The following is a 19890-nucleotide window of genomic DNA, read 5'->3' as shown; positions in this document are numbered from 1 at the left end:
GTTACAGCGACACCCAGGGAGCGGTGGGACTGAAATACCGGTTCTGACAGAGTGTCCCGGGGGGGGGGTGACCCTCCCGGGTGGTTTCGGGGATGTTTGTAGCTTATGCGGGGCTTTGTTGGGCCTGTACACGATTCTGTGAAAAGCCTTTTCTCAGTAGTAACCGCCCAGACGATCACCGAACTAGATAATAAAGTGGCTCATAGCCATACGCCAGTCTCTCAGCGGCATCGTCACATTTTGTGATGCCGCCTGGATTGCCAGCTACACCGCCTTTTTCACCGAGTCATCCGTCGGGAACACCTTACGCTTTTTGATGGCATTAGTCGTGTAGATCACCTTGCGGATGTCCGTCGGTTAAGCGAAGAACGTCGCCGGATTGGCCCCAATTTGCCTGCCATGTGTTTTCGGGAGAAATTCATTGATGTCTGGTAGTATCCGGATGGCACTATTGAACTCTGGGCCACTGAATCGCCACGGATAATCTAGACACTTCTGAGCCGTTGATAATATTGATTTTCATATTCCGTCGGTGGCATCTGATCACTCGAACCATGCCGGCGCTTACTGTTATAAAACATTTCGATGTAATCAAAAATATCGCTGCGGGCTTCTTCCCGCGTTCCATAGATCTTTTTCTTTATCCGTTCACGCTTCAGCAACTGGAAAAAGCTTTCTGCAACCGCATTATCGTGGCAGTTACCGCGACGGCTCATGCTACCCTCCAGACCATGTGATTTCAGGAACGACTGCCACTCATGGCTTGTGTACTGACTGCCCTGATCAGAGTGAACCAGCACCTGTTTTTGGGGATTACGCCGCCATACAGCCATCAGCAATGCGTTCAGGACAATGTCCTTTGTCATCCGGGATTGCATTGACCAGCCGATAATTTTGCGTGAGAACAGATCAACAACCACGGCAAGATACAGCCACCCTTCGTGGGTCCTGATGTAGGTGATGTCCGTTACCCAACGCTCGTCCGGAGCATCCGGATTGAACTGTCGCTGGAGCCTGTTGGGCGACACGATACAGGCCTCGCCTTTACGTGCCCGCGGGCTCCGGTATCCGACCTGAGCCTTTATCCCGGCACGTTTCATCAGTCGCCAGACTCTGTTGACTCCGCACTGTTGCCCGGTATCCCGCAGATCCAGATGGATCTTGCGATAACCATAGACGCATCCCGACTCCAGCCAAAACTGTTTAATCTGTCCTGTCAGTCTCAGGTCTGTCTGATGGCGTTGTGAATGCGGCTGCTGAAGCCAAGCGTAAAAGCCACTGGGATGAACATCCAGCACCCGACAGAGCAGGCGAACAGGCCAGCAACAGGTGTTGTCACGGATAAAGGCGTACCTCAGTCGGACAGCTTTGCGAAGTACGCCGCGGCTTTTTTTAATATATCCCGTTCGTCGGTAACCCGCTTCAGCTCTTTCTGGAGACGGCGAATCTCGGCCTGAGCATCTGACTGTTCTTTATTATTGGAAGAATCCGGACCGTATTTCTTTATCCAGGCGTAAAGGCTGTGGGTGGTGATATCGAGACGTGTTGCAACGCTGGAAACAGAATAACCACGATCAACAACCTGTTTGACTGCTTCAATTTTAAACTCTTCGGGATAACGCTTACCGCTCATGGGCACCTCTCTTTAAGCCATCTTAAATGACTCCGAGGTGTCTGTTAAACCCGTGGCGATTCAATCAATGCCAAAAGTGTAATACTACTATGCCATCCCACCTGTGCAGATGAGACCGTTCCATAAATAATAGCGGCCATCCCGACTGAGGATAAAACAGCACCAGGAATATCAAGTCTGCCGATGTGTAATTCTGTCTCCGGAATAAACCTGTTTGCGGCCCAAATCAATACAATGCCAATAGGTACGTTAATCAAAAAACCCACACGCCAGGAAAGTAAGTCAGCTACCAGTCCCCCCAGAACAAGTCCAATACTGGCAGAGAGGCCACCGGCTGCTGCGTAGTAAGATATCGCTTTAGCTCTTTTATGGGGAGACTGAAACGTCACCTGGAGTATTGCAAGTGTTGAAGGGGCAAGAATTGACGCACCGATCCCCTGAATAGCCCTCGCGGTGACCAAAAATTCAGCGCCCGGGCTTAGCCCAATGGCTAACGAAGAAATTGAAAACAACCCCAGACCCAGAGTTAACATTTTTCGACGCCCATACATATCCCCCGCTTTCGCACTGAGAAGCAGAAAGCCACCAAACGTAAGCGCATATGCGCTCGATACCCAGGATAATCCAGTAGCGCTGAAATGAAGCTCATTCTGGATTTTTGGTAATCCTGTAATGACAATCGAATTATCAATAACAATCATGACATAGCTCATCAATACGATGGTCAGGATAGTCATGGGATGCGAGTACCTGCTTTGCGTATTTATTGACGTACTGGGCAACATTTAATTTCTCTTCTGGTGTGGAATATTAAATCAGGGATATCATCTGACGTTTTTCGAAAAAATTTAACGCGCCATAAGCGTCAAAAATTGATTTTGCGTTAAGCATAAATGCCTCTATTCAGTTTTATGCACCGGGAATATCAAACGCGGGCAATGCCCAGGCTGTCACCTGAATAAAGGGCTGGAGTGATCACCACCTGAGTAATCAGGTCAGCAATACTTAACCGGGACACACTGCTCCCCATGAACATCTGCCCTTTTTGGGTGAGTACATAATCCACATCACTGCCATTGGTAAACCATCCTGGGCGGATAATCGTGTATTCCAGACCAGAGGCTTCTACTACGGCAGCCGACTCCCGATAAGGTGTTAACACTGCGCCATAGTGCTGATCTGGAACTTCATCATAGATACCCATCGAGCTGATAAAGATAAGCCGCCGGACACCGACATCTTTCATTGCCTGCACAATACACTGCGCCTGTCTTTTCATATCACCACTCAGGTTGGCATAAATAATATCTTGTCCCACCATCGAGGCTTTAAGTTGATGAATATCAAGAACATCCCCTTCAATGATTTTTACCCGGGAAGGGTCTTGGTTGATCAGCCGGTCAGGCTGACGTAAATAAAGTGTCAGTTGGGCTTCGCTGTTATCCAGCAGATAGCGTGTAGCAACACGTGCCAGGGAACCGGCAGCGCCAAGAATCAATACGTTAGCCATTTATTTATCTCTCATTAATCAGTATGCAGACAGTGTAAATGGATCGTTTATCATTGTATGTGGATTTATTTAGCTTTCAGTATTCATAAATCAAGAATTATTGAGTGATTTTGTAGCGGGTTAAATACAGAGGAAAGTACTCTTCACCAGCGACTCATCGGCAAGAGCGTCATACATCGTACTGATGGATGACGGAGGATCTCGGCCTTGATGCCTGCGTGTATAACAAATGGGCTTAACGTGGGATATTTTCCGTTTTCCAAGCGGACCCCTTCATGTCGGTGCTGTTATCAGTCAGGCAGGTAAACTGCTTGGTACCCGCATTATTCAGACCACTCAAACTGGCTATCTGGAACTGTTTGAGTGGGCTAAATCTTTTGGGGTTCTTGAGCGAGCTGGCATTGAAGGAACCGGAACTTATGGTGCTGCGTTAACACGTTTTCTCATTAAAAATAGTGTTTATGTTGTTGAAGTTAACCGGCCAGATCGCTCAAAACGTCGCCTTGAAGGGAAGTCAGATCCACTGGATGCAGAGAATGCAGCCCGGACAGTACTTTCAGGGAGCAGCAAAGCTATACCCAAAATGCAGTCCGGTGCGTGCGAAGCGCTCCGGATTATTAGCGTTGCCCGACGTAGTGCAGTGAAAGCCCGCACTCAGGCGATTAACCAGCTTCGCGCACTGCTGGTGAGTGCTCCGCAGGATGTTCGTGACAAACTCTGGAAATCGAAACCACACGAATGCTTAGTCGCCTGCATTTACTACGAAGTGCCGGAGTCCTCTCCACTGCGTATAGCCCTGTGCAGCACGCTTCGAAGCCTTGCGAAACGATGGATGGCCCTGGCTGAAGAACTGAATGAACTGGACGAGTCTCTGGATAAACTGACCCGCAAATATGCCAGTAACCTTCGTAACCAGTTTGGCGTAGGACCGCAGACAGCTGCAACATTGCTGGCCGTTGCAGGTGATAACCCCGAACGTTTAAAAAATGAAGCAGCCCTGGCATCGCTCTGTGGTGTAAATCCGTTACCAGCATCATCAGGAAAAACAGTCAGGCACAGATTAAACCGCGGCGGCTCGCGTGAAGCTAACAATGCTCTGTGGACAATAGCCCTAGTGGCTTTTACGCCTGGCTTCAGCAGCCGCATTCACAACGCCATCAGGCAGACCTGAGACTGACAGGACAGATTAAACAGTTCTGGCTGGAATCGGGATGCGTCTATGGTTATCGCAAGATCCATCTGGATCTGCGGGAATGTCCAGGAACGCCGGCACGCGGGTGGTCAGCTTTTTCCACAACCGCTGATTTGCCCGCCTGACGAGACGTACAAGTGTGGTTACGCCGGGCTGCAGTACCTTATTCTGAAGCAGCCACGCGGTGGCAAAATCAGACATCAGACATCAGACATCAGACCAGAACGCTCATTACTGAGCTATGCACGGGTGTGCAGCAAGCGCTTCAGGTGGAAAGACCAAGGAAAATAACCAAATTTATGATGGCCGTAATATTCTTTAATTAATATTCTATGTGGCGTCAGTTAATTATTAATATCGTTAAGATTATATTTTTTGCAATAAATATATGGCATACTGGACTTCGTAATTAACCATGCGTTTTTGTTAACTGCAATCACATCAGAATCGGTAATTTTACCGGGCCTAATGTAAAAATCAGGGAGAACTCTAGATAATAAAAAATCGGGGGCATTCTCTATATCAGAAGGCACAATATCGTCAGAACTCCATATTGGGCTAATCCCATATTTTTTTAAAGTGAATAGTATTGTTCTTTGAACCAAATAATCCTTTCCTGAATCAGATATCCTACCTGTAACGTTTGAAATCCCCTTTTGGTGGTCAAATTTGTAATCAAGCACCCCTTGGAATTTAGTATCGCCATTAGATATGGTCATATCAGCCCGACAACTCAGAGTGTTGTAACCTATTGAGGTTGTATAGGGTCGTAAAAAAACAAAAATTATGACCACTGTTGAAGTAAAAACAACAAATAATCCAAAATTTATATAAATATTGTTTTTTTTCATAACGTTAAATCGACTTTGGGAAATAAAAAGAATGACATTGTTCATTTTTGTCATGACTGATTTGTTTTGAGCAAGCGATTGCAGATATATTCTGAGCCCCCCTAAAAGCCGTAATGTACAAAAATCCGTTATCCGGGCACATAGTAGGATTCTGCTTCATTAGTTTTAAATGCAAACTGTAATCACTTACATCATTATTGAAATAATACTTGCAGTGATTAACCGTCTCTCCTTTTAGAGGGTATAAAGAAAAATAGTCTTTTAGATCGAAATTATAAGAAACTACGCTCAATAATATAAAAACAATCACAACCGTGCTAAAAAAAACATATTTTTCATTAAGATAACCAAAGAAACTATTTCTCTCAAGTAGAGTTGTGTTGGTGCGAATATCCTTAAATTCCAACCCCAGCATGATTTCATCTGAGTGGAAATCAACAGTATGAGATTTATCAGTCATGACGCCTTTTCTGGGTACAGTGATAATGAATTTATCGGAAAGCCCAAGCTGTACAAAAGATTTTCGTAAAGATAATATACATTGATAAAATACATTGAAAGAAACCTCACGATGCCTTTCCTCCCATGCATATAACAGTAATTCTTTCTGAGAAATAACCTCCCCATGTTTTTTGAGAAGTAAAAATAAACATCTCGCCTCGGTTTTTTTTATTTTCTTTGATTGTTTACTCCGAATATTTATCAACAACAACTCATGAAGTGAAAATAAAATTTCATCTGCTATAATAATGTGTTTTTTAGATTCAGAGTCCATAAGCGAGCTCAATAATTTTTGTGTTAATTTAGTTTTAGTGAGGTTACATCCAAAAGAAAAAAAATAAAGATTTTATGCCTTTTTATCACTAAATATCGTAAAAATATAACGAATAGAAAGTCAATAAAAACAATGATATAACCTTTTCTTAAATAAGTGAGATGAGGATTTTTTTTCAATTAAATCATATGGATAATCTTATATCATAGAAAGAATGGGTTTCCCATTCATGTCCAGCACCAGGTTAAGAGCTTTGCGTAGTGATGCCACGTCACATATGCTAGACTAAAAAGATATCTATTAATTCCAACGTTGAAAAGAAAAAGATTGCTTAATCACGCTTAAATATATAGTGGGCCAAAAAGGTATGGAAACCAGTAGCAAAATCGATCCGCGAGGATTTCGCCAGACTCCACTCCGGCACACCCGATAATATTACTGACAACAATGTGACAAATGATTAACCTGCGAGACTTTCTGAATTTATAAATATCAGTTGAATATGAAAATGATTCTGAATTTTAAATTGGGTTGTTCTGAAATTATTTTTTACAGGTAAAGTCACTCCCCTAATCTAAATATTTTATGGATATGACCGATAATAATAAGGTCAGGAAGGGAGTGTCATGAACGATTTTCATATTTTAAGTCTTTGTATTCAGAATAAGGATGTGGCAGGTGCCATGCGCGTGCTGCGTGATAAATCTGAGTTTGCGGCGCGCAAAATTCTGGAAAAATTAAAGGTTCGCGTAACGTCACAGACGGGCAGGGCATTCTGGCATCATGTTCAGGGCTGGCTGCTGACGGCGTGCCGTCAGGAGAGTACACGTAATGAATCAAATGGTTTCCGACCTTCTTCACCCCCTTCAGACACCAGGGAAAATCAGTCCTGCCGCCCTGGATATGGTCAAAATGCTGGCGCTGGGTACCATGCTCATCGACCACGTCAATACCCTGCTGCTGACGCCACCGGAACCCCTGATGTATGCGCTTGGCCGGATGGCCTTCCCCCTGTTCACGCTTATCTGGGCGATGAACGTGCAGCGCACGCCGGAACGGCTTCAGAAGAGGGCAAACCGGCTGTGGATGTGGGCGGCATTCACCCAACCGGTCTTCAGCCTGGCTTTTGCCGGACATCAGCCCTGGTGGGCACTGAACATCCTGTTCGTGTTCGCGGGCGTCACGCAGCTGCTTGCCCTTCAGTACCGGTACGGGAAAAAAGGACTGATGGCAGGCATTCTGCTCCTGGGCACCCTGGTCTGGCCGCTGAATCCGGCAAGCTACGGGCTGTCAGGCCTGATGCTGGCCGGCGGTCTGGTGATGGTGACGGGCGGGAAGACACCTGGCGTGCAGCGCACGGGAGTGATCGTGTCCGGGCTGTCGCTGTGCAGTCTGAACGGGGTGTCGCATCTGCTGAGTCTGCCTGCCGACACGCTGCTGTTCGCCATGCTTCCCACACTGGTTCTCCCCCTGATGGCCGTTTCACTGAGCATTCAGCTGTTTCCGGATGGTTGTCCACGCTTTATGCCCCGGCAATTTTTCTACATCGCTTATGCCGGTCACCTGCTGATACTGCTCATCCTGATGCATGTCTGGTGAGATGTGCACAGCCCCGGGGGTTATCCTTGCCCCGGGATGATGCGTCCCTGCTCCAGCAAGTCAATGGCCAGCTGGAGATACAGAACCTGGTCTGGCTCCCATTTACCGCTTTCTGCCAGCCCGTTGCGCAGTACGGTGATGATGTTTTGGCTTGTGGAGTCATGCCCGGCTTCAACAAGCGAAAAAACGATACTGCCCACCACCTGGCACATCTCCTCATGCTGGCGCATGAAGGTGTCTGAATAGTCCATCCGGTCCCCTCCGCAGAGTGTCTGTTCAAAATAAGGCTAGCCGTACAAAATCTCCCGTTCCCGGACTGACCCCAGTGACTTCAGACGGCGGTGAGTATGGGAGTGAGCTTCGCGAACGATACATGTTTTGACGTTGGAACTCGGGCGTTCAGCAGTAAAGATGCCGCTCCCCGATGAAGAAGTTCCACAAACGAGATTATCCCCCTTCCTGCCAGACGGTTTTTCACTGGCACGTGACTATTATACAGCTTTGTTGGTAGGTGGCGGGCACGAGGACATGAAGGTCTGTGGCAGCGGCTGGATACTAGTTACAACATCCCTCTTAAAGCGAGGGTGTTCCGGCCCTTGGGGCCGGGGCGGCGTCGGTTTAGCAGGGGTCAGGTCTGTGTGCGGTGGCGGATTCTGGTCAGAACGGGGCCCGGCGCGTGCGACGGGAGGAAAATCATGTTGTTTTCTGAGCGCGTGGCCGTGAGGCCGCTGCACGCGAAGGCATTATCGATTATCCACAGTGTCTCGGAAGACAAAGATCCACTCTGGAATGAAATGAACAGAGCGATAAAAAACGGGGGTTAGATTATTTTGCGGGTTTGCTGTTATTCCTTTGCCGATTTGCTGATTTATTCCTTTGCGGATTTCTGTGGATAAAATTTTTTGGACGTCATTTAGTGCCGTTCCGACAGGGAAGTCAGCGTCAGAGGAGGGATGATTTGGTGAGGGGTGTACAAAAAACGCGCTGAAATGCCGGAAAATTCCAGCACCAAAAGCCCCGGCGAGGGGCTTTCAGACAGTGGACAGATTGCAGGGTTGTCCGGGTTAATCCGGGGGTGATAACGCCAGGTCAAGCTGATACAGGTGCTGAACAGCCAGTTGCGTCAGCCGTTCCGGCGTACACCAGTACGCCTCATCATGAGGAAGTGTTTTGTACACCCATTTTTCCATGGCATGAAGACGTTCGTCTGCCGGCAGCTTGATCAGGTTACTGGCACGCTTACGCTCAGCCCCTTTCTTACGGCGGTAAGTCAGCGCGTCACGCCGTTTCTGACCGGACCAGCACTGGCGGGCCTTATGCGGGGTAATCTCATCATGCTCGTTCATCGCACCTTCACGGATCAGCCGTTCACGCTCGGCGCTGAGCCGCAGTTTCTTCTCCTGCTCTTTTTGCAGCTTCTCCATATCGACACCCAGCATCTGAAAACCGGCAGGCGTGATATAGACATAAACCGGGAGCCAGGAGCGTGAATCACGATCCCACGTGCGTTCTTCAGCCAGTCCAAGCACACCGAAGCGCACCAGTTCATCAATAAGCCGGGAAAGACGTGACACCGTCACCTCAGTTTCCGGAATGACATTCCCGTTTTCATCTTTCGGACTCAGCTCTTTCGCCAGGCGAGAGATACACATACCCACGGTGTGCTTACCCCCGTCGCAGAAACTCACGAGGAGCGGCCAGAGGGCGTCGTTCAGGCGCTGACGTTCCGGCCGGAAACCGTATTTTCGTCCTGCCTTCCGGAGGCCCGTGACAAAAAGGGGATGACGGGAAATGTGAATACGCAGCCTGGGCAGCCCGGTCACCTTGTCAAACATCACAAGCCGGTTGTAGGCACGACCCATCTGGCCGGAGAGCTTTTTATAATGCACAGGGCGATACCAGACAGGAAATTCACACTTGGCTTTTGTGGAATGGTCCCCGCGCGTGCGGCGCGTCTGTTTTGTGGTCGGGGCGAGAAGAAAATCCTCCCGGGTGCCGGCATCCACCTCCTGCCAGAAGCGGATCTGTTCATCTTCAGGCAGTTCAGACCAGTGGACGGATAATGGAATGTCACTCTCACCCTTCGGGTGTTGTTTTCTATGGTGCATGCGTTATAATCCTGCACAGGTGATGAGCTTGTTGCGTGCTTTCACGCGCTTTGCATCACACCTGCTTTTGGACCCCCTGATATCTGACCTGCCGCCAAGTAGAGAAAGATATCAGGGGGTTTGTGCATTCAGGCTTCGGGCAATCCCCGTCACCTGCTCCTGAGCGTTTTCCTGGATACGCCCCATCCCTGTATGTTTCCGGAAGTCCGCATTTCTCCCGGATAACGTTTTTTTGCCACCCGCCTGCCTCACCACAAAGCAGTCAAACGTCAGTTTGAGTTAGGTAACAAAAGTAATCTGAATCAGCAACCTGTCCCACCACAAGACGATCGCCGACGATCCGAATATTACCTGTTCGTTACCGCTTTTTCCAGATGTAAGACCAGATATCGTTAGTAGGGTAACGATTGATTGTATGGCGCTTCTGACAGCAGCGCTCGCCGCAGCATCAAGCCGGCAGGCCTGATCGAGGAAGCGCAAAGGTGCGGGAAGATAAGGTGGCGGGTACGCGCGGAACCTGAAAGACAACCTCTGGCGGGAGCTTGCCTTCAGGGAGCACACTCAGTGTGTCTGAGTGGCCTTACGAATTGCAGCCTGAAGCTGCCCGGCGGTAACAGCCTGCGGAAATACCGTTATGGTGTCTGGCGTGGCACCGCTGAGCGGCATGACGATGATACCGGGCGTACCGGTGAGTCCCAGCGACTCTGCCAGGTTGCTGTTTTTCTCCAGCAACGCCGTGTGGTCATTTTTCGCCGGCTCGCTGACGCCGGCTTTTACGGCCGCCTCCCGGATATCTTCTGTCGTCAGTGCACCTTCATAGTGTCCGGTGGCGTAGACCGCATTATGGTAGGTCACATACGCCTGCGCCCCTTTCTCTTTCCAGACCGACAGACCCAGCTGTGCAGCCTGCAGCGAGGTGTCCCAGCGGCTGCCAAAGATGGGCCACTCTTTGAAGAAATACCGCACGTCCGGCTGCGCCTTCATGACCTTCTCCAGCTCCGGGGCGAAGTGGCTGCAGAACACACACTGGTAATCAAAGAATTCGATCACCGCCACTTTCGCATCATCCGGTCCGGCCACCGGTGTGTCGGGGTCATGTAACAGAGCGTCCTGATTTTCCATCACACTGAGTGCAAATATCTTCTGCTGTTGCTCCTGTTGTCGGGCCTGAAGTTTCTGGCTGACCGTGACCAGAATTTCCGGGTGAGCCACCAGATACTCTGCGGCGATTTCTCCGATCCGGGTTTCCTGCTCCGGGCTGAATACCGGCTGAGGAGCTGAGGCGTGTGCAGTAAAACCAAAGCCAATGTATGTTGTAACTACTAATGCCGCTAATTTGTTTGCTTTCATTGCTGAACTCTCATGTTTAAAGGGGGATTAACGTTCTTTCTGAATGGTACGGCTGAGGGACTGTTCGTCGTGCTCCGGCATCCTGCCACGTGCTTCGTTGTCAGCCACCCGGAGCATATCCTTCTCTGCATTAGCCAGGTCACTGATGACGCGTGAGGCTCTTTCCTGTTCATCCGGTGCTCTGACGGACTTCGCGAGCTCGTTTCGCACACTCCCCGCAACGGACTGCTCACGGTCATCGACACGTTCGGATTCACGTATATTCGCGATAAGAATGGCATCCGGTGTAAGGGATTCAGCTTTCGTCGGGTTAAGTTCGTCTGCCCGCAGTTTCACCACCTCCTCCTGTGGCAATTCAGCCGGTCTGTTGTCCTGAGACTGAGTGCGTTCGGCCTCTTCCTGGCGAATCTGTACGGCACGGCTCTGCTCATGTTGTTGCTGATTATCCTGTCCATCACTGAACGTTGAGCTGATACGCAGGGACTCATCCTGGCGGACACCACCGCTGACCCTGAGCAGCCATGAGGACGGTGCTTCATCCCCGGTCTGCAAGACCACACCGTCCTTTGGATGGTTGCGGACAGCATCGAGCGCGGCAGTCAGGTCACTGACCACAATCGTGTTTCCGGACTGGCTTCGCTGTAACACGGCCCCCCGGGCCTGTTCTGTGGCTATCATGCGGGTGTCGCCCTGCGTCATACGACCTTCAGGACCGGGAACCAGAGAAACCAGGGCAAGACCGGCACTTTTGCCATTGTTGTCATACACCGGCAGCGCCAGTGCCGGCTCCGGGAATCGACGGGTTGCCGGGATAACTTTCGCCGTCAGGGACGCCTCCTGCATACCCTGATGTCGCACCCAGGCTCGTCCAATTGCGGTTTTACTGACCGGCTGTCCCATTGCCCAGATGGCTTTTGCCTGCTTACGCTGCGTTTCGGGTGCCAGCGCATCGTGGGCCGTTTTGATATCGCGCTCTGGTGATTTGACCGCCTTAACCCACTTATCCTTCCCGTCGGTATAAATCTGGACGTGCTCCTTCACACGTGAAGTGGAGATATAGAACGCACGGCGGGTGGCCAGCGCTTTACGCCCTTCCTCCGTGCCCTCAAGTGCGATGACGTAATCGGTGCTCGCTCCCTGAGCCCCGTAGCCGGTCACTGCCCAGCCGTAGTCGATATGCTGCTGCGCCCGGACATCCTGCGGGTTGATGGTGACGCGCCCGTTTTCGCCCCTGAGACGGATATGCCCCGTCTCACTGACCGATTCCACCGTGTAGCGCTGATTGGCCATCTGACCCAGCTCCTTGTCGGTCGCCGTGTATTTCAGCAGGTCGCCGGCGCGAACCTCCATCTCGCTGCGGCTGAACAACTGCACATCGCCCGTAATGAGTTGTTTTGGCGAATACAGCCCGATTTTTCCCTCTTCGTCACGGACAGTGACCGTGTTGCCGTTGCGGTCAACGGCGACCACATCCTGGTAGCGGTCGCCGCGTTTCACCACCATGCCGGTCTGCCATGCCGCTGTCTTGTTAAACTCATGACGGGTATGGGTGATTTTGTTCAGCACCGGAACGGTGATGGCCTGCTCACCCAGTTCACCCCGGCTGGCCATCTGTGCATGGATACCGGCATTCACGGCCTGACGGTCGGCGTTCAGCTGGGTGATAATAAGCGTCTGCGCCCGGGCAGCCGGCGTGCGTCCAATCCAGTCCGCCACAATATCGGCCACAGGCGTTTCCGTTTCCTGAAAGGGGCTGGCTGGCAGCGTTGCCCCTTCCGTTCTGGCCACGCGGTCAGCCGGCTGCGCCTCAATACGCGTCAGGGCGGCATCGATCCGGTTATCAATGATGTCGTGGACGGTACCACGCAGCTGCACATCCTTCTGACGAACAATCTGTTTCATGATGGCCACGTCCATCGGGCTGCGCTCCTGCATCAGCTTAAAGGGCGCACCCACATCAACAGATTCGAACTGGTCGATATCTCCCATTGATACTGCCCGGCCCCCGCCGTTCGCTATCGCCTGGAACAGGGCCGCCGTGTCCTGGTTACCTGCCATCGAGGACTCATCGATAAGAAACAGCTGTCCTTTGTAGTCGGGTTTCTCACCCGCAGCCGTTGCCTGATCATGCTCCACGATAAAGGATTTGATGGTCTGTGCCCGGACACCCACATCATTCATTTCTTTTACGGCCTGGTGCGTCGGGGCAAGCCCCGTCAGTTCCGGTCGCACATCAGAGGGCAGCGTCTCAAGGGCCCCTTTCACAGCCTTCATTTGCGTGGTTTTCCCCACCCCCGCGTATCCCTGAATCCCGATAAACTGGTCAGTGGTTCCCAGAACAAGGGTTGTGGCCGCTTTCTGGCCGCCGGTCAGACCGTCCAGCACCGCGTCAGGGACCTGCTCCAGCAGTGGCTGCTGCGTGTTTTTCCCCTCGCTCACCACGCGCAGAATGGCCTTTTCCATCTCCCAGGTCGCGCGGGCGACCAGCATGGGTTCGCCCCCGGCCGATACCTGAAGCAGCTCCCCCGTTTTAATCATCGCGCCAATCTCATGCCCCACAGAATCCAGATCCGGGTGATATTTCTCCGCCTGGGCTGCCAGCTTCAGTTCGCTGAACACCACATCGCGCTGGTCGTTGATGGCACGCCATACCGCCAGTCCGGCCTCCGTTCTGACATTGTCATGCAGGGAGCCAACGGCTTCGCTGACATCCTCACGGCCACTCAGACTGCGGACCAGTTGCACGGGTGAGGTGCTGGTTTTCATGCGCTGAAGCCGCGCTTCCGCCCGGTCCTGAACCTCAGCAGTAAACACTTCCGCACGATGGCCACTCTGTGCCAGTGAGTTCATGGTCTGCGTCGAGATATCCCGGCTGTTCAGTGCAGCCAGCACCACGCCGGTATCATTGTCCCTGCCACCCGGTGCCGAAACATAGGCGTGAGAGAGGTAAAGTGGCTGGTCCACGGGAAACGTCAGGGTGGTGTCCCCACGTCTGACTTCTATCCCTTTTTCGCTGATACCGGTGACCTCCAGGCGGTCCTTTGCCTTCAGGCTGTGTTCGCGGTCGCCCGCCACGGCCAGCAGTTTCTCACCGGTGGCCACATTCAGTGTTTCGCGGTTGAACAGCCGCCAGTCAGCACTGACATCCCCGATTTTCATCCGGGTCAGCACGCCATCGCCGTCAATAAGGGAAAGCACCCGCGTGTCCTCATGCACCCGGTCAATCACATACGATTTACGCGCTTTTGCATCACTGCGATCCTCAAGCACCATACCTGCGCGGTATGAGCCGGACATGCGACGGGTTTTACTGTCCAGCCAGACCGGCTGACGTGCCTCGATATCCACCCCACCCCGCCCCAGCTGGCCGGCGTTCTGTAACGCATCACGCACCAGTCCGGTCAGCTGCGCCTGTTCCCGTTTGCCGACCACAACAGCGGTGACGTTTTCACTGCCGCCGCTCAGCTCGGCAAAGCGGCTGGCCAGCGCCTCATAGCGGTCACGTTTGACCGGGATGCTGATAACCTCCGCCTCCAGCCCTGGCGCAGGCTCCGTGCGGCGGGAACGGGATACTCCGGCGGACTCCAGCACCGACATGGCGTTGCCGTTCGCCTGGCGTCCCGCGCTGTCGAGGAAGACCAGCTGTGCATCCTGCGCACGGGCTTCGCCGAGCAGGACCAGCGTTTCTTTCAGCCCCAGACGCTCGGCCCCTTCAATAATCAGGGTGCTCTGCGGTTTAAGATGAAAATCGCCGCTCAGGACATGCTGGCGACTGATGATCCGCTCGCGAAGGTCATCGGTTCTGGCCAGCGAAATGGCCCGCTCCGCAGAGCTGGCCAGCACCTGCACATCGCGCCCGAGCGCGGTAGAAATCCCGGTCAGTTGCGCGGTCAGGTCACGAATGCCGGCAACGCCGGACGGTGCGTTCATCAGCACCAGGGCGTCCGTCTCCACAACCGCCAGCGCCGGCGGGGCATACTGCTCCGGTCGGGTAAAACTGACGACCCGGGTGGATTTGAGATGTTCCTGGCTGAGTGCCTGGATGGAGAGTTCATCCAGCAGGTGAATACGGGAGGTGAACACGCCCTTTTCACTGTCCAGCGGCACAATCATACCGTCTTTCAGCGAGGCATCGATGGCGTCACGAATGGCCTGGACAGCCGGAAGCTGCTCACTCAGTTCAGCGGTGGTCAGCATCAGTTCCCCGAAGGTGAAGCGGGTCTTGCTGTCACTCAGTTGTGAGATGGCCATCCTTACCGCGTCTGCCACGTCCGGCAGCGGGACCTCAGCGGGCACCGACAACACCGGCGGCGACGTCCTGCCAGGTGAAAGATTTTGAGTAAGCGGGGGGGATGACTGACTCATGCTGTCAGACTGTTGTGGTTCTGGCTGGTGCGCCGGGGTATCCCGCACCGCCGGTGCGGCGTCCGCCTGCGGGCTTTTCTCTGTCCGGGTGGCCTTTTCGGGTTGTGTTCCTGCTTCCTGCTCCGCCCGGGCAGGCATGGCTGGCGATACCCGTTCGGGCTGTGGCGGCGAGTCACGTTGCCCGGCATCACGCGGCTCCACACTCTCCTGATAGGCCTTCAGGTCAAAGCCTTTTTCCTTCATTTGCCCGAGCCAGCGCTCCATCAGCCGCAGGCGGGACGGATCGACCTTTGCTCGGCGCGTGTCTTTCGCGGCCACATCCCGGCTGCGCAGTGTGGCCTCTGCCCCCACTGCCCCCTGAATTTCCCGGCCACGGGAGGAGTATTCTTCCCGGACCTCTTCCGGGATACCCTTAATCTCCCAGAGTCCGTTTTTACCCGTTTCTTCCACTTCATGACCGAGCGATTCAACCTGCTGACGAAGGGCACTGCGGTAGATTTTGCCGAGCGTGACCTGGTGCTTCATGACGGTTTCGATAAAGCCGGCGTTATGGATGTAATCAGTGGCCAGCGCTTTCCATTTCCCCCCGGACTCCGTCATGTTGGCGATCAGCAGGTGGGTATGCAGCTGCGGGTCAAGGTTACGGGACGTGTCATGGGTGTAGGCGGCCGCCACCATCTTGCCGGTATGCACGATGGAGGTGACACCGTCTTTGGTATCGCGCGCGGAAATAAGTTTTTCCACATAGCCTGCGGCCACACGCACGGCATGGTTGTGCGCTTCCAGCATCGCTTTATCGTTACCGATTAAGGCCAGAATGGAGACGCTTTTCGGGGCGGAAAAGGTCAGGTCGTGGCCTGGCCGGTGAACATGTTGTCCGTTAACCTCTTTTCCGAGGCGCGAACCGTCCGGGAGACGGCCTTCGAGCACGGCCGTCAGGTCATCGCCACGGACATTGCCTTCAAGGCCCAGTTCTTTCGCACCTTCACCCATCCAGAGGCTCTGGAGGCTGCCCAGAAAATAATAGTTATCGGAATTGCTGTAGTAGCCGGCGGCCCCGCCGGCTGATGCTACTGGGGCAACTGACATCATAATTCAGGCTCTCTGTCGTAATAACGCTGGTCGTTTTCGTCGTAACCCGGATCGCCCGCGTCACGGTGAAGTAAAATGTTCTCTTCTTCCTGCGCCAGCTGGCGGTTAGTACGGTGTTCGTCCGCAGGCGCGTCAGGTGGCAGGTTCTTTCCGGCCGTGGTCACGGTCAGTGCCCCGTCAGGTTGTGTGGCCACCTTCATCTCCAGATTCATGGATTCACCCCCACTTTCGCTGGCAGGATCGCTGTCGCCTGTCGTTCCGGCGCCAGAATTCAGACGCCGCTGTAGCATCCCGAGCGCACCAGCTGGTGAAGGTTCAGATACGTCGTCGGTCTGCATCCTGGCTTTAATTTTTTGCAGTGCAGAAGAGATATCCGGCTCCGCAGTGACAGGCGGTGGACTGGAAGGGCGAAGTGAAATGACATTACTGGTTTTTACTTCAGTGACAGGGGGTGTCACTGGCTCCGTTTTTATTACCTTCCGTTCGATTTCAGGTGCTGCGGGATGATCGTTCGGGGTTGTGCTGACGACAGGCCTCTGTGTCACAGGTGCAGGAGTATCAGGCTCCTTGTATGGTTTTACCGTTGTATCAGTCCCCCCTCCGGATACCGGCGGAACGGTAGTGACCATTGACGACGGGGTATCACTGCCCTTTTCCATCAGCTCATCACCGGTCGGGAACGTCAGCCCGGCCGCAGTCGCCGCGCGCTCATTCTGCTGAATGACCTTCTCCAGCTCCGGACTGAGTGCGTCCCGGATGTTACGCTCGAGCAGGCCTGGATGATGTTTCTTCATTTCGCGGTATTTAAGCTTCAGCCGCACCACCGGGTATTCGCCCGGCAGACGCACGTAAAAACTCAGGTTCGGCAGCCGCATGATCTGTTCATAATCGACGACAGGGTTGTTGACCTTGTCCTTGCCGAGCGACACCCCGTCACGTACCTGGTCCAGACCGTAGCTGTTCTGCTCGCGTATCTCGCGCTTACGCTGATTACCCAGCTCCTCTTCCACCACTTTGGCCATCTCCGCACTCGGGGAACGGCCGTACATACGGGTGTTCATCAGGTCGAAGATACTTTTGGCCAGCTCGCGGCCGTAGACGTGAACCAGCTGCGCCATGTTCTGCATCCCCAGAACGAAACAGCCCCCGAACTTGCGCGCTTCCGCCAGTGTTTCGGCCAGCTCCGGGATACGTTGCAGACTCGGTGTTTCATCGATAATGAACCACACCCGGCGATCGCTGTTCTCACCCATGCTCTGTAACATCAGCGTGGCCAGTGAAACCCAGAGGGAGATCAGCGGTCGCACGCTCTTGCGGTGACGGGCCTGCGTGGAGATAAACAGCCAGCTGTTGTCATAGCGCTCCTGGGTCATCCACTCCCGGATGGTAAACGGGGGCTTTGTTCCGTCATCCAGCCCCTGCAAGTAGCGCAGTGCTTTGGCGTAGTTGGTCACCACGGAACGAATGGAGATAGCCGTTTTCTCGATTTTCTCCTCGACCAGGTTTGCTGACGGGGTATTCGCCAGATAACCCCGGAGGCTTTTCATGCTGAGTGACAGCAGGGTTTTGAGGAACTTTTCGATGCTGCGTTCCGGGTCAACTGACATGCGAATGGCGAGGTCGGCAAAAATGGTGCGCGAACTGGATACCCAGAACGGATCGGACTCCCCTTCCACCGGGATGAGACTGGCGGCCAGGTTGTCGTAATCCACCGCATCAATGCATTCCCCCCACATCTGCCAGTTAGCACAGCGTTCGTCGTGGGAATTAAGAATGAAGTCGGTATCCGGGTTGTAGTGGGTTGCCGTGAAGGTACAGCCGGAGTCGTAGATGATGGCCCTGTCGCCACGTTTGCGTATGTGGTCCAGAAGCCATCGGATCAGGGTCGATTTACCGACACCAATGGTGCCATGCATCAGAAAGTTCAGCACTTCGGCCATCCTGACCATGTGCAGATCACCCACGCGTAAATCGGAAAGCTCACCGTTCTTGCGCAGCAGCCTGTTCACCTCTGCGGGTTTATCCGTCAGCTGCATCCCGGAGATGTACTGGTCTTCACTCTCCTTGCGCCCGATATCAGCAATGAACCAGGTCACTGCCAGAAACACCACCATACTGAACAGACCACTGCCACCGGCAGCCCACTCCAGCTCCGTCAGGCACTGAGCGCCCATTGCCTGCATGTACGGGTCGGTAAAAATCTGCGGCAGGGTCATTTTGAGAACCATTGCCGTCGCGGTGGGGGCATACCAGTAGTGAACGTCGTAGACCTTCGGTGTGCCCGTTGCCGGCATCAGATCGATAAAGCTGCTGTTGAGGCTGGCGAACCACCACAGCGAGCCGTTATCGAGGGTTTCCTGCGGAACACGCAAGAGAAAGATGGCAACGGTCAGCACGGCAAACAGGATGAAAATCCAGAATCCTATCCAGTTGTTCACCTGAATGAACATGCGCCAGCGATAGGCGGTCATCTGCCCGCCCTGGGTGAGGTTTTTACCTGCGAAGCTCATAGATAATGTCCGACAGTTAGTCTGTTAAATGTGAATACGCAACGCTCGCCGCAGACAGGGCTGCGCCCGGCGCAGTCATGCGAGGAAGCGTAATTTCAGGGGACTGACAGAAAGCACTGACGCACCCTGCTCAGGAATGAACACGGTGAAAATCAGGAAGAAAGGAAGAACAGCTGCGACGGTCGTCGCAGCCGCTGGATATTACATGATACCGGCGATAGATTTGGCCAGCTGCGCTTCCAGTACAGGTTGCGCCTCTTCAAACTTGAGGTTCACTTTGTTGGCGTTGGATACCACACGGGTCTGGTATTTGGCACGGTTACCCTGCTCGGTGCTGGTCTGCACCTTCACGCCTGACGTGCCCTGTTTCAGGGCGGCGATATTGTCCGTTGTGACGGTCGCTTTGCTGCGTTCGGAAATCTGCAGATCGGTCACCATCGTGTAGTTGACGTCCTCGACCATCGCATCCGCAGCCATGCCAATCAGGCCGCTTGCCAGCCCCACACCCAGGGTCGCCCCCGCTGATGTGGAGTTATATGCCGTGATACCCGCACCCAGAGCCGCACCCATTGCAGCGCCTTCATAACCACTGCTCAGGAACCCCTGAGACTGGCGCAGATCCATTTTTTCAGCCTTCAGGACATTGGCCTGAATCCAGTAGTAGGCAGTGTCCGGTGAGCTGGATACACGGTAGCCTTTCGCGGCAAGTTCATTGGTTATCTGGGTTTGCAGTCCGGACATATCCTTGTCAGACGTGTTGCGGATCTGAAGATAAACGGTTTTCTCTGATGACGGCTCCAGCCAGATGGTTTCACTCATCTGGGTTTTCACGTCGAGATTACGTTTTTTCACTGCGGTGGACATGGCTCCACAACCCGAAAGCGCCAGTGAAGACGCGACTAAGC

General features: G+C 53.1%; 12 protein-coding genes and 4 pseudogenes. 3 read left to right on the top strand and 13 right to left on the bottom strand.

Translation table 11 applies throughout. The features are described from left to right. Positions 1-183: 183 nt before the first annotated feature. The 4 genes and pseudogenes from ACS603_RS22935 to ACS603_RS22920 all read right to left on the bottom strand — a co-directional run. Positions 184-403 (bottom strand): annotated as a pseudogene (locus tag ACS603_RS22935) (IS256-like element ISSoEn2 family transposase); the annotation flags it as partial. A gap of 82 nt (positions 404-485) precedes the next feature. Next, positions 486-1633 (bottom strand): IS3 family transposase gene (locus ACS603_RS22930; RefSeq protein ID WP_445663590.1). Its coding sequence is split into 2 segments (ribosomal slippage): positions 486-1396 and positions 1396-1633, totalling 1149 coding nucleotides; the frame shifts between segments, so codons are not numbered across the junction. Positions 1634-1677: 44 nt separating this feature from the next. Beyond that, positions 1678-2370, bottom strand: a complete 693-nt coding sequence (locus ACS603_RS22925; RefSeq protein WP_474944983.1) for an MFS transporter — start codon at positions 2368-2370, stop codon at positions 1678-1680. 188 nt (positions 2371-2558) lie between these two features. Further along, positions 2559-3143, bottom strand: a complete 585-nt coding sequence (locus ACS603_RS22920) for an NAD(P)H-binding protein (protein ID WP_474944982.1) — start codon at positions 3141-3143, stop codon at positions 2559-2561. A gap of 229 nt (positions 3144-3372) precedes the next feature. Here ACS603_RS22920 and ACS603_RS22915 point away from each other — a divergent pair. Both ACS603_RS22915 and ACS603_RS22910 read left to right on the top strand, forming a co-directional pair. After that, a pseudogene (locus ACS603_RS22915) lies at positions 3373-4293 on the top strand (IS110 family RNA-guided transposase); the annotation flags it as partial. Then, positions 4257-4397: pseudogene (locus ACS603_RS22910) on the top strand (IS3 family transposase); the annotation flags it as partial. The pseudogenes ACS603_RS22915 and ACS603_RS22910, both read left to right, overlap by 37 nt. Before the next feature lie 28 nt (positions 4398-4425). Here ACS603_RS22910 and ACS603_RS22905 read toward each other — a convergent pair. From ACS603_RS22905 to ACS603_RS22895, 3 genes and pseudogenes are all read right to left on the bottom strand, one after another. Next, positions 4426-4679: pseudogene (locus ACS603_RS22905) on the bottom strand (DUF4158 domain-containing protein); the annotation flags it as partial. Next, on the bottom strand, positions 4680-5186 hold the full coding sequence (locus ACS603_RS22900; RefSeq protein WP_474944981.1) for a hypothetical protein: 507 nt from the start codon (positions 5184-5186) through the stop codon (positions 4680-4682). 4 nt (positions 5187-5190) lie between these two features. Then, positions 5191-5961 carry a winged helix-turn-helix domain-containing protein gene (locus ACS603_RS22895; RefSeq protein ID WP_474944980.1) on the bottom strand — a complete coding sequence of 257 codons (771 nt, stop codon included), beginning with the start codon at positions 5959-5961 and terminating at the stop codon, positions 5191-5193. Positions 5962-6792: 831 nt separating this feature from the next. On the opposite strand from ACS603_RS22895, the gene ACS603_RS22890 reads away from it, so the two are divergent. Then, positions 6793-7560, top strand: coding sequence for a TraX family protein (locus ACS603_RS22890; RefSeq protein ID WP_474944979.1), 768 nt, complete (start codon positions 6793-6795; stop codon positions 7558-7560). Between the two features lie 20 nt (positions 7561-7580). On the opposite strand, the gene ACS603_RS22885 is transcribed toward ACS603_RS22890, so the two are convergent. From ACS603_RS22885 to traT, 6 genes are all read right to left on the bottom strand, one after another. After that, positions 7581-7811 carry a DUF2767 family protein gene (locus ACS603_RS22885; RefSeq protein WP_474944978.1) on the bottom strand — a complete coding sequence of 77 codons (231 nt, stop codon included), beginning with the start codon at positions 7809-7811 and terminating at the stop codon, positions 7581-7583. 813 nt (positions 7812-8624) lie between these two features. After that, positions 8625-9668, bottom strand: a complete 1044-nt coding sequence (repA, locus tag ACS603_RS22880; RefSeq protein WP_474944977.1) for a plasmid replication initiator RepA — start codon at positions 9666-9668, stop codon at positions 8625-8627. 561 nt (positions 9669-10229) lie between these two features. After that, on the bottom strand, positions 10230-11018 hold the full coding sequence (locus ACS603_RS22875) for a DsbA family protein (protein WP_474944976.1): 789 nt from the start codon (positions 11016-11018) through the stop codon (positions 10230-10232). A 27-nt stretch (positions 11019-11045) separates the two neighbouring features. Beyond that, positions 11046-16475: a conjugative transfer relaxase/helicase TraI gene (gene traI / locus ACS603_RS22870; protein ID WP_474944975.1), complete on the bottom strand. Its 5430-nt coding sequence runs from the start codon at positions 16473-16475 to the stop codon at positions 11046-11048. Next, positions 16472-18985 (bottom strand): type IV conjugative transfer system coupling protein TraD, encoded by a 2514-nt coding sequence (traD, locus tag ACS603_RS22865; RefSeq protein ID WP_474944974.1) that lies wholly within the window; start codon positions 18983-18985, stop codon positions 16472-16474. The genes traI and traD overlap by 4 nt, the downstream gene beginning before the upstream one ends. 201 nt (positions 18986-19186) lie before the next feature. After that, positions 19187-19873: a complement resistance protein TraT gene (gene traT / locus ACS603_RS22860; protein ID WP_474944984.1), complete on the bottom strand. Its 687-nt coding sequence runs from the start codon at positions 19871-19873 to the stop codon at positions 19187-19189. Positions 19874-19890 lie beyond the last annotated feature (17 nt).

The sequence above is a fragment of the Enterobacter sp. Li2LvB3 genome (assembly GCF_056156645.1).
This window is presented reverse-complemented; position numbering and strand designations above follow the sequence as displayed.

What these genes read in the sequence shown, in the direction of transcription:
- ACS603_RS22920 (WP_474944982.1), bottom strand. Translation starts at nt 3,143, where the DNA reads ATGGCTAACGTATTGATTCTTGGCGCTGCCGGTTCCCTGGCACGTGTT.
- ACS603_RS22885 (WP_474944978.1), bottom strand. Translation starts at nt 7,811, where the DNA reads ATGGACTATTCAGACACCTTCATGCGCCAGCATGAGGAGATGTGCCAG.
- ACS603_RS22925 (WP_474944983.1), bottom strand. Translation starts at nt 2,370, where the DNA reads ATGACTATCCTGACCATCGTATTGATGAGCTATGTCATGATTGTTATT.
- repA (WP_474944977.1), bottom strand. Translation starts at nt 9,668, where the DNA reads ATGCACCATAGAAAACAACACCCGAAGGGTGAGAGTGACATTCCATTA.
- ACS603_RS22890 (WP_474944979.1), top strand. Translation starts at nt 6,793, where the DNA reads ATGAATCAAATGGTTTCCGACCTTCTTCACCCCCTTCAGACACCAGGG.
- ACS603_RS22895 (WP_474944980.1), bottom strand. Translation starts at nt 5,961, where the DNA reads ATGGACTCTGAATCTAAAAAACACATTATTATAGCAGATGAAATTTTA.
- traD (WP_474944974.1), bottom strand. Translation starts at nt 18,985, where the DNA reads ATGAGCTTCGCAGGTAAAAACCTCACCCAGGGCGGGCAGATGACCGCC.
- traI (WP_474944975.1), bottom strand. Translation starts at nt 16,475, where the DNA reads ATGATGTCAGTTGCCCCAGTAGCATCAGCCGGCGGGGCCGCCGGCTAC.
- ACS603_RS22875 (WP_474944976.1), bottom strand. Translation starts at nt 11,018, where the DNA reads ATGAAAGCAAACAAATTAGCGGCATTAGTAGTTACAACATACATTGGC.
- ACS603_RS22900 (WP_474944981.1), bottom strand. Translation starts at nt 5,186, where the DNA reads ATGAAAAAAAACAATATTTATATAAATTTTGGATTATTTGTTGTTTTT.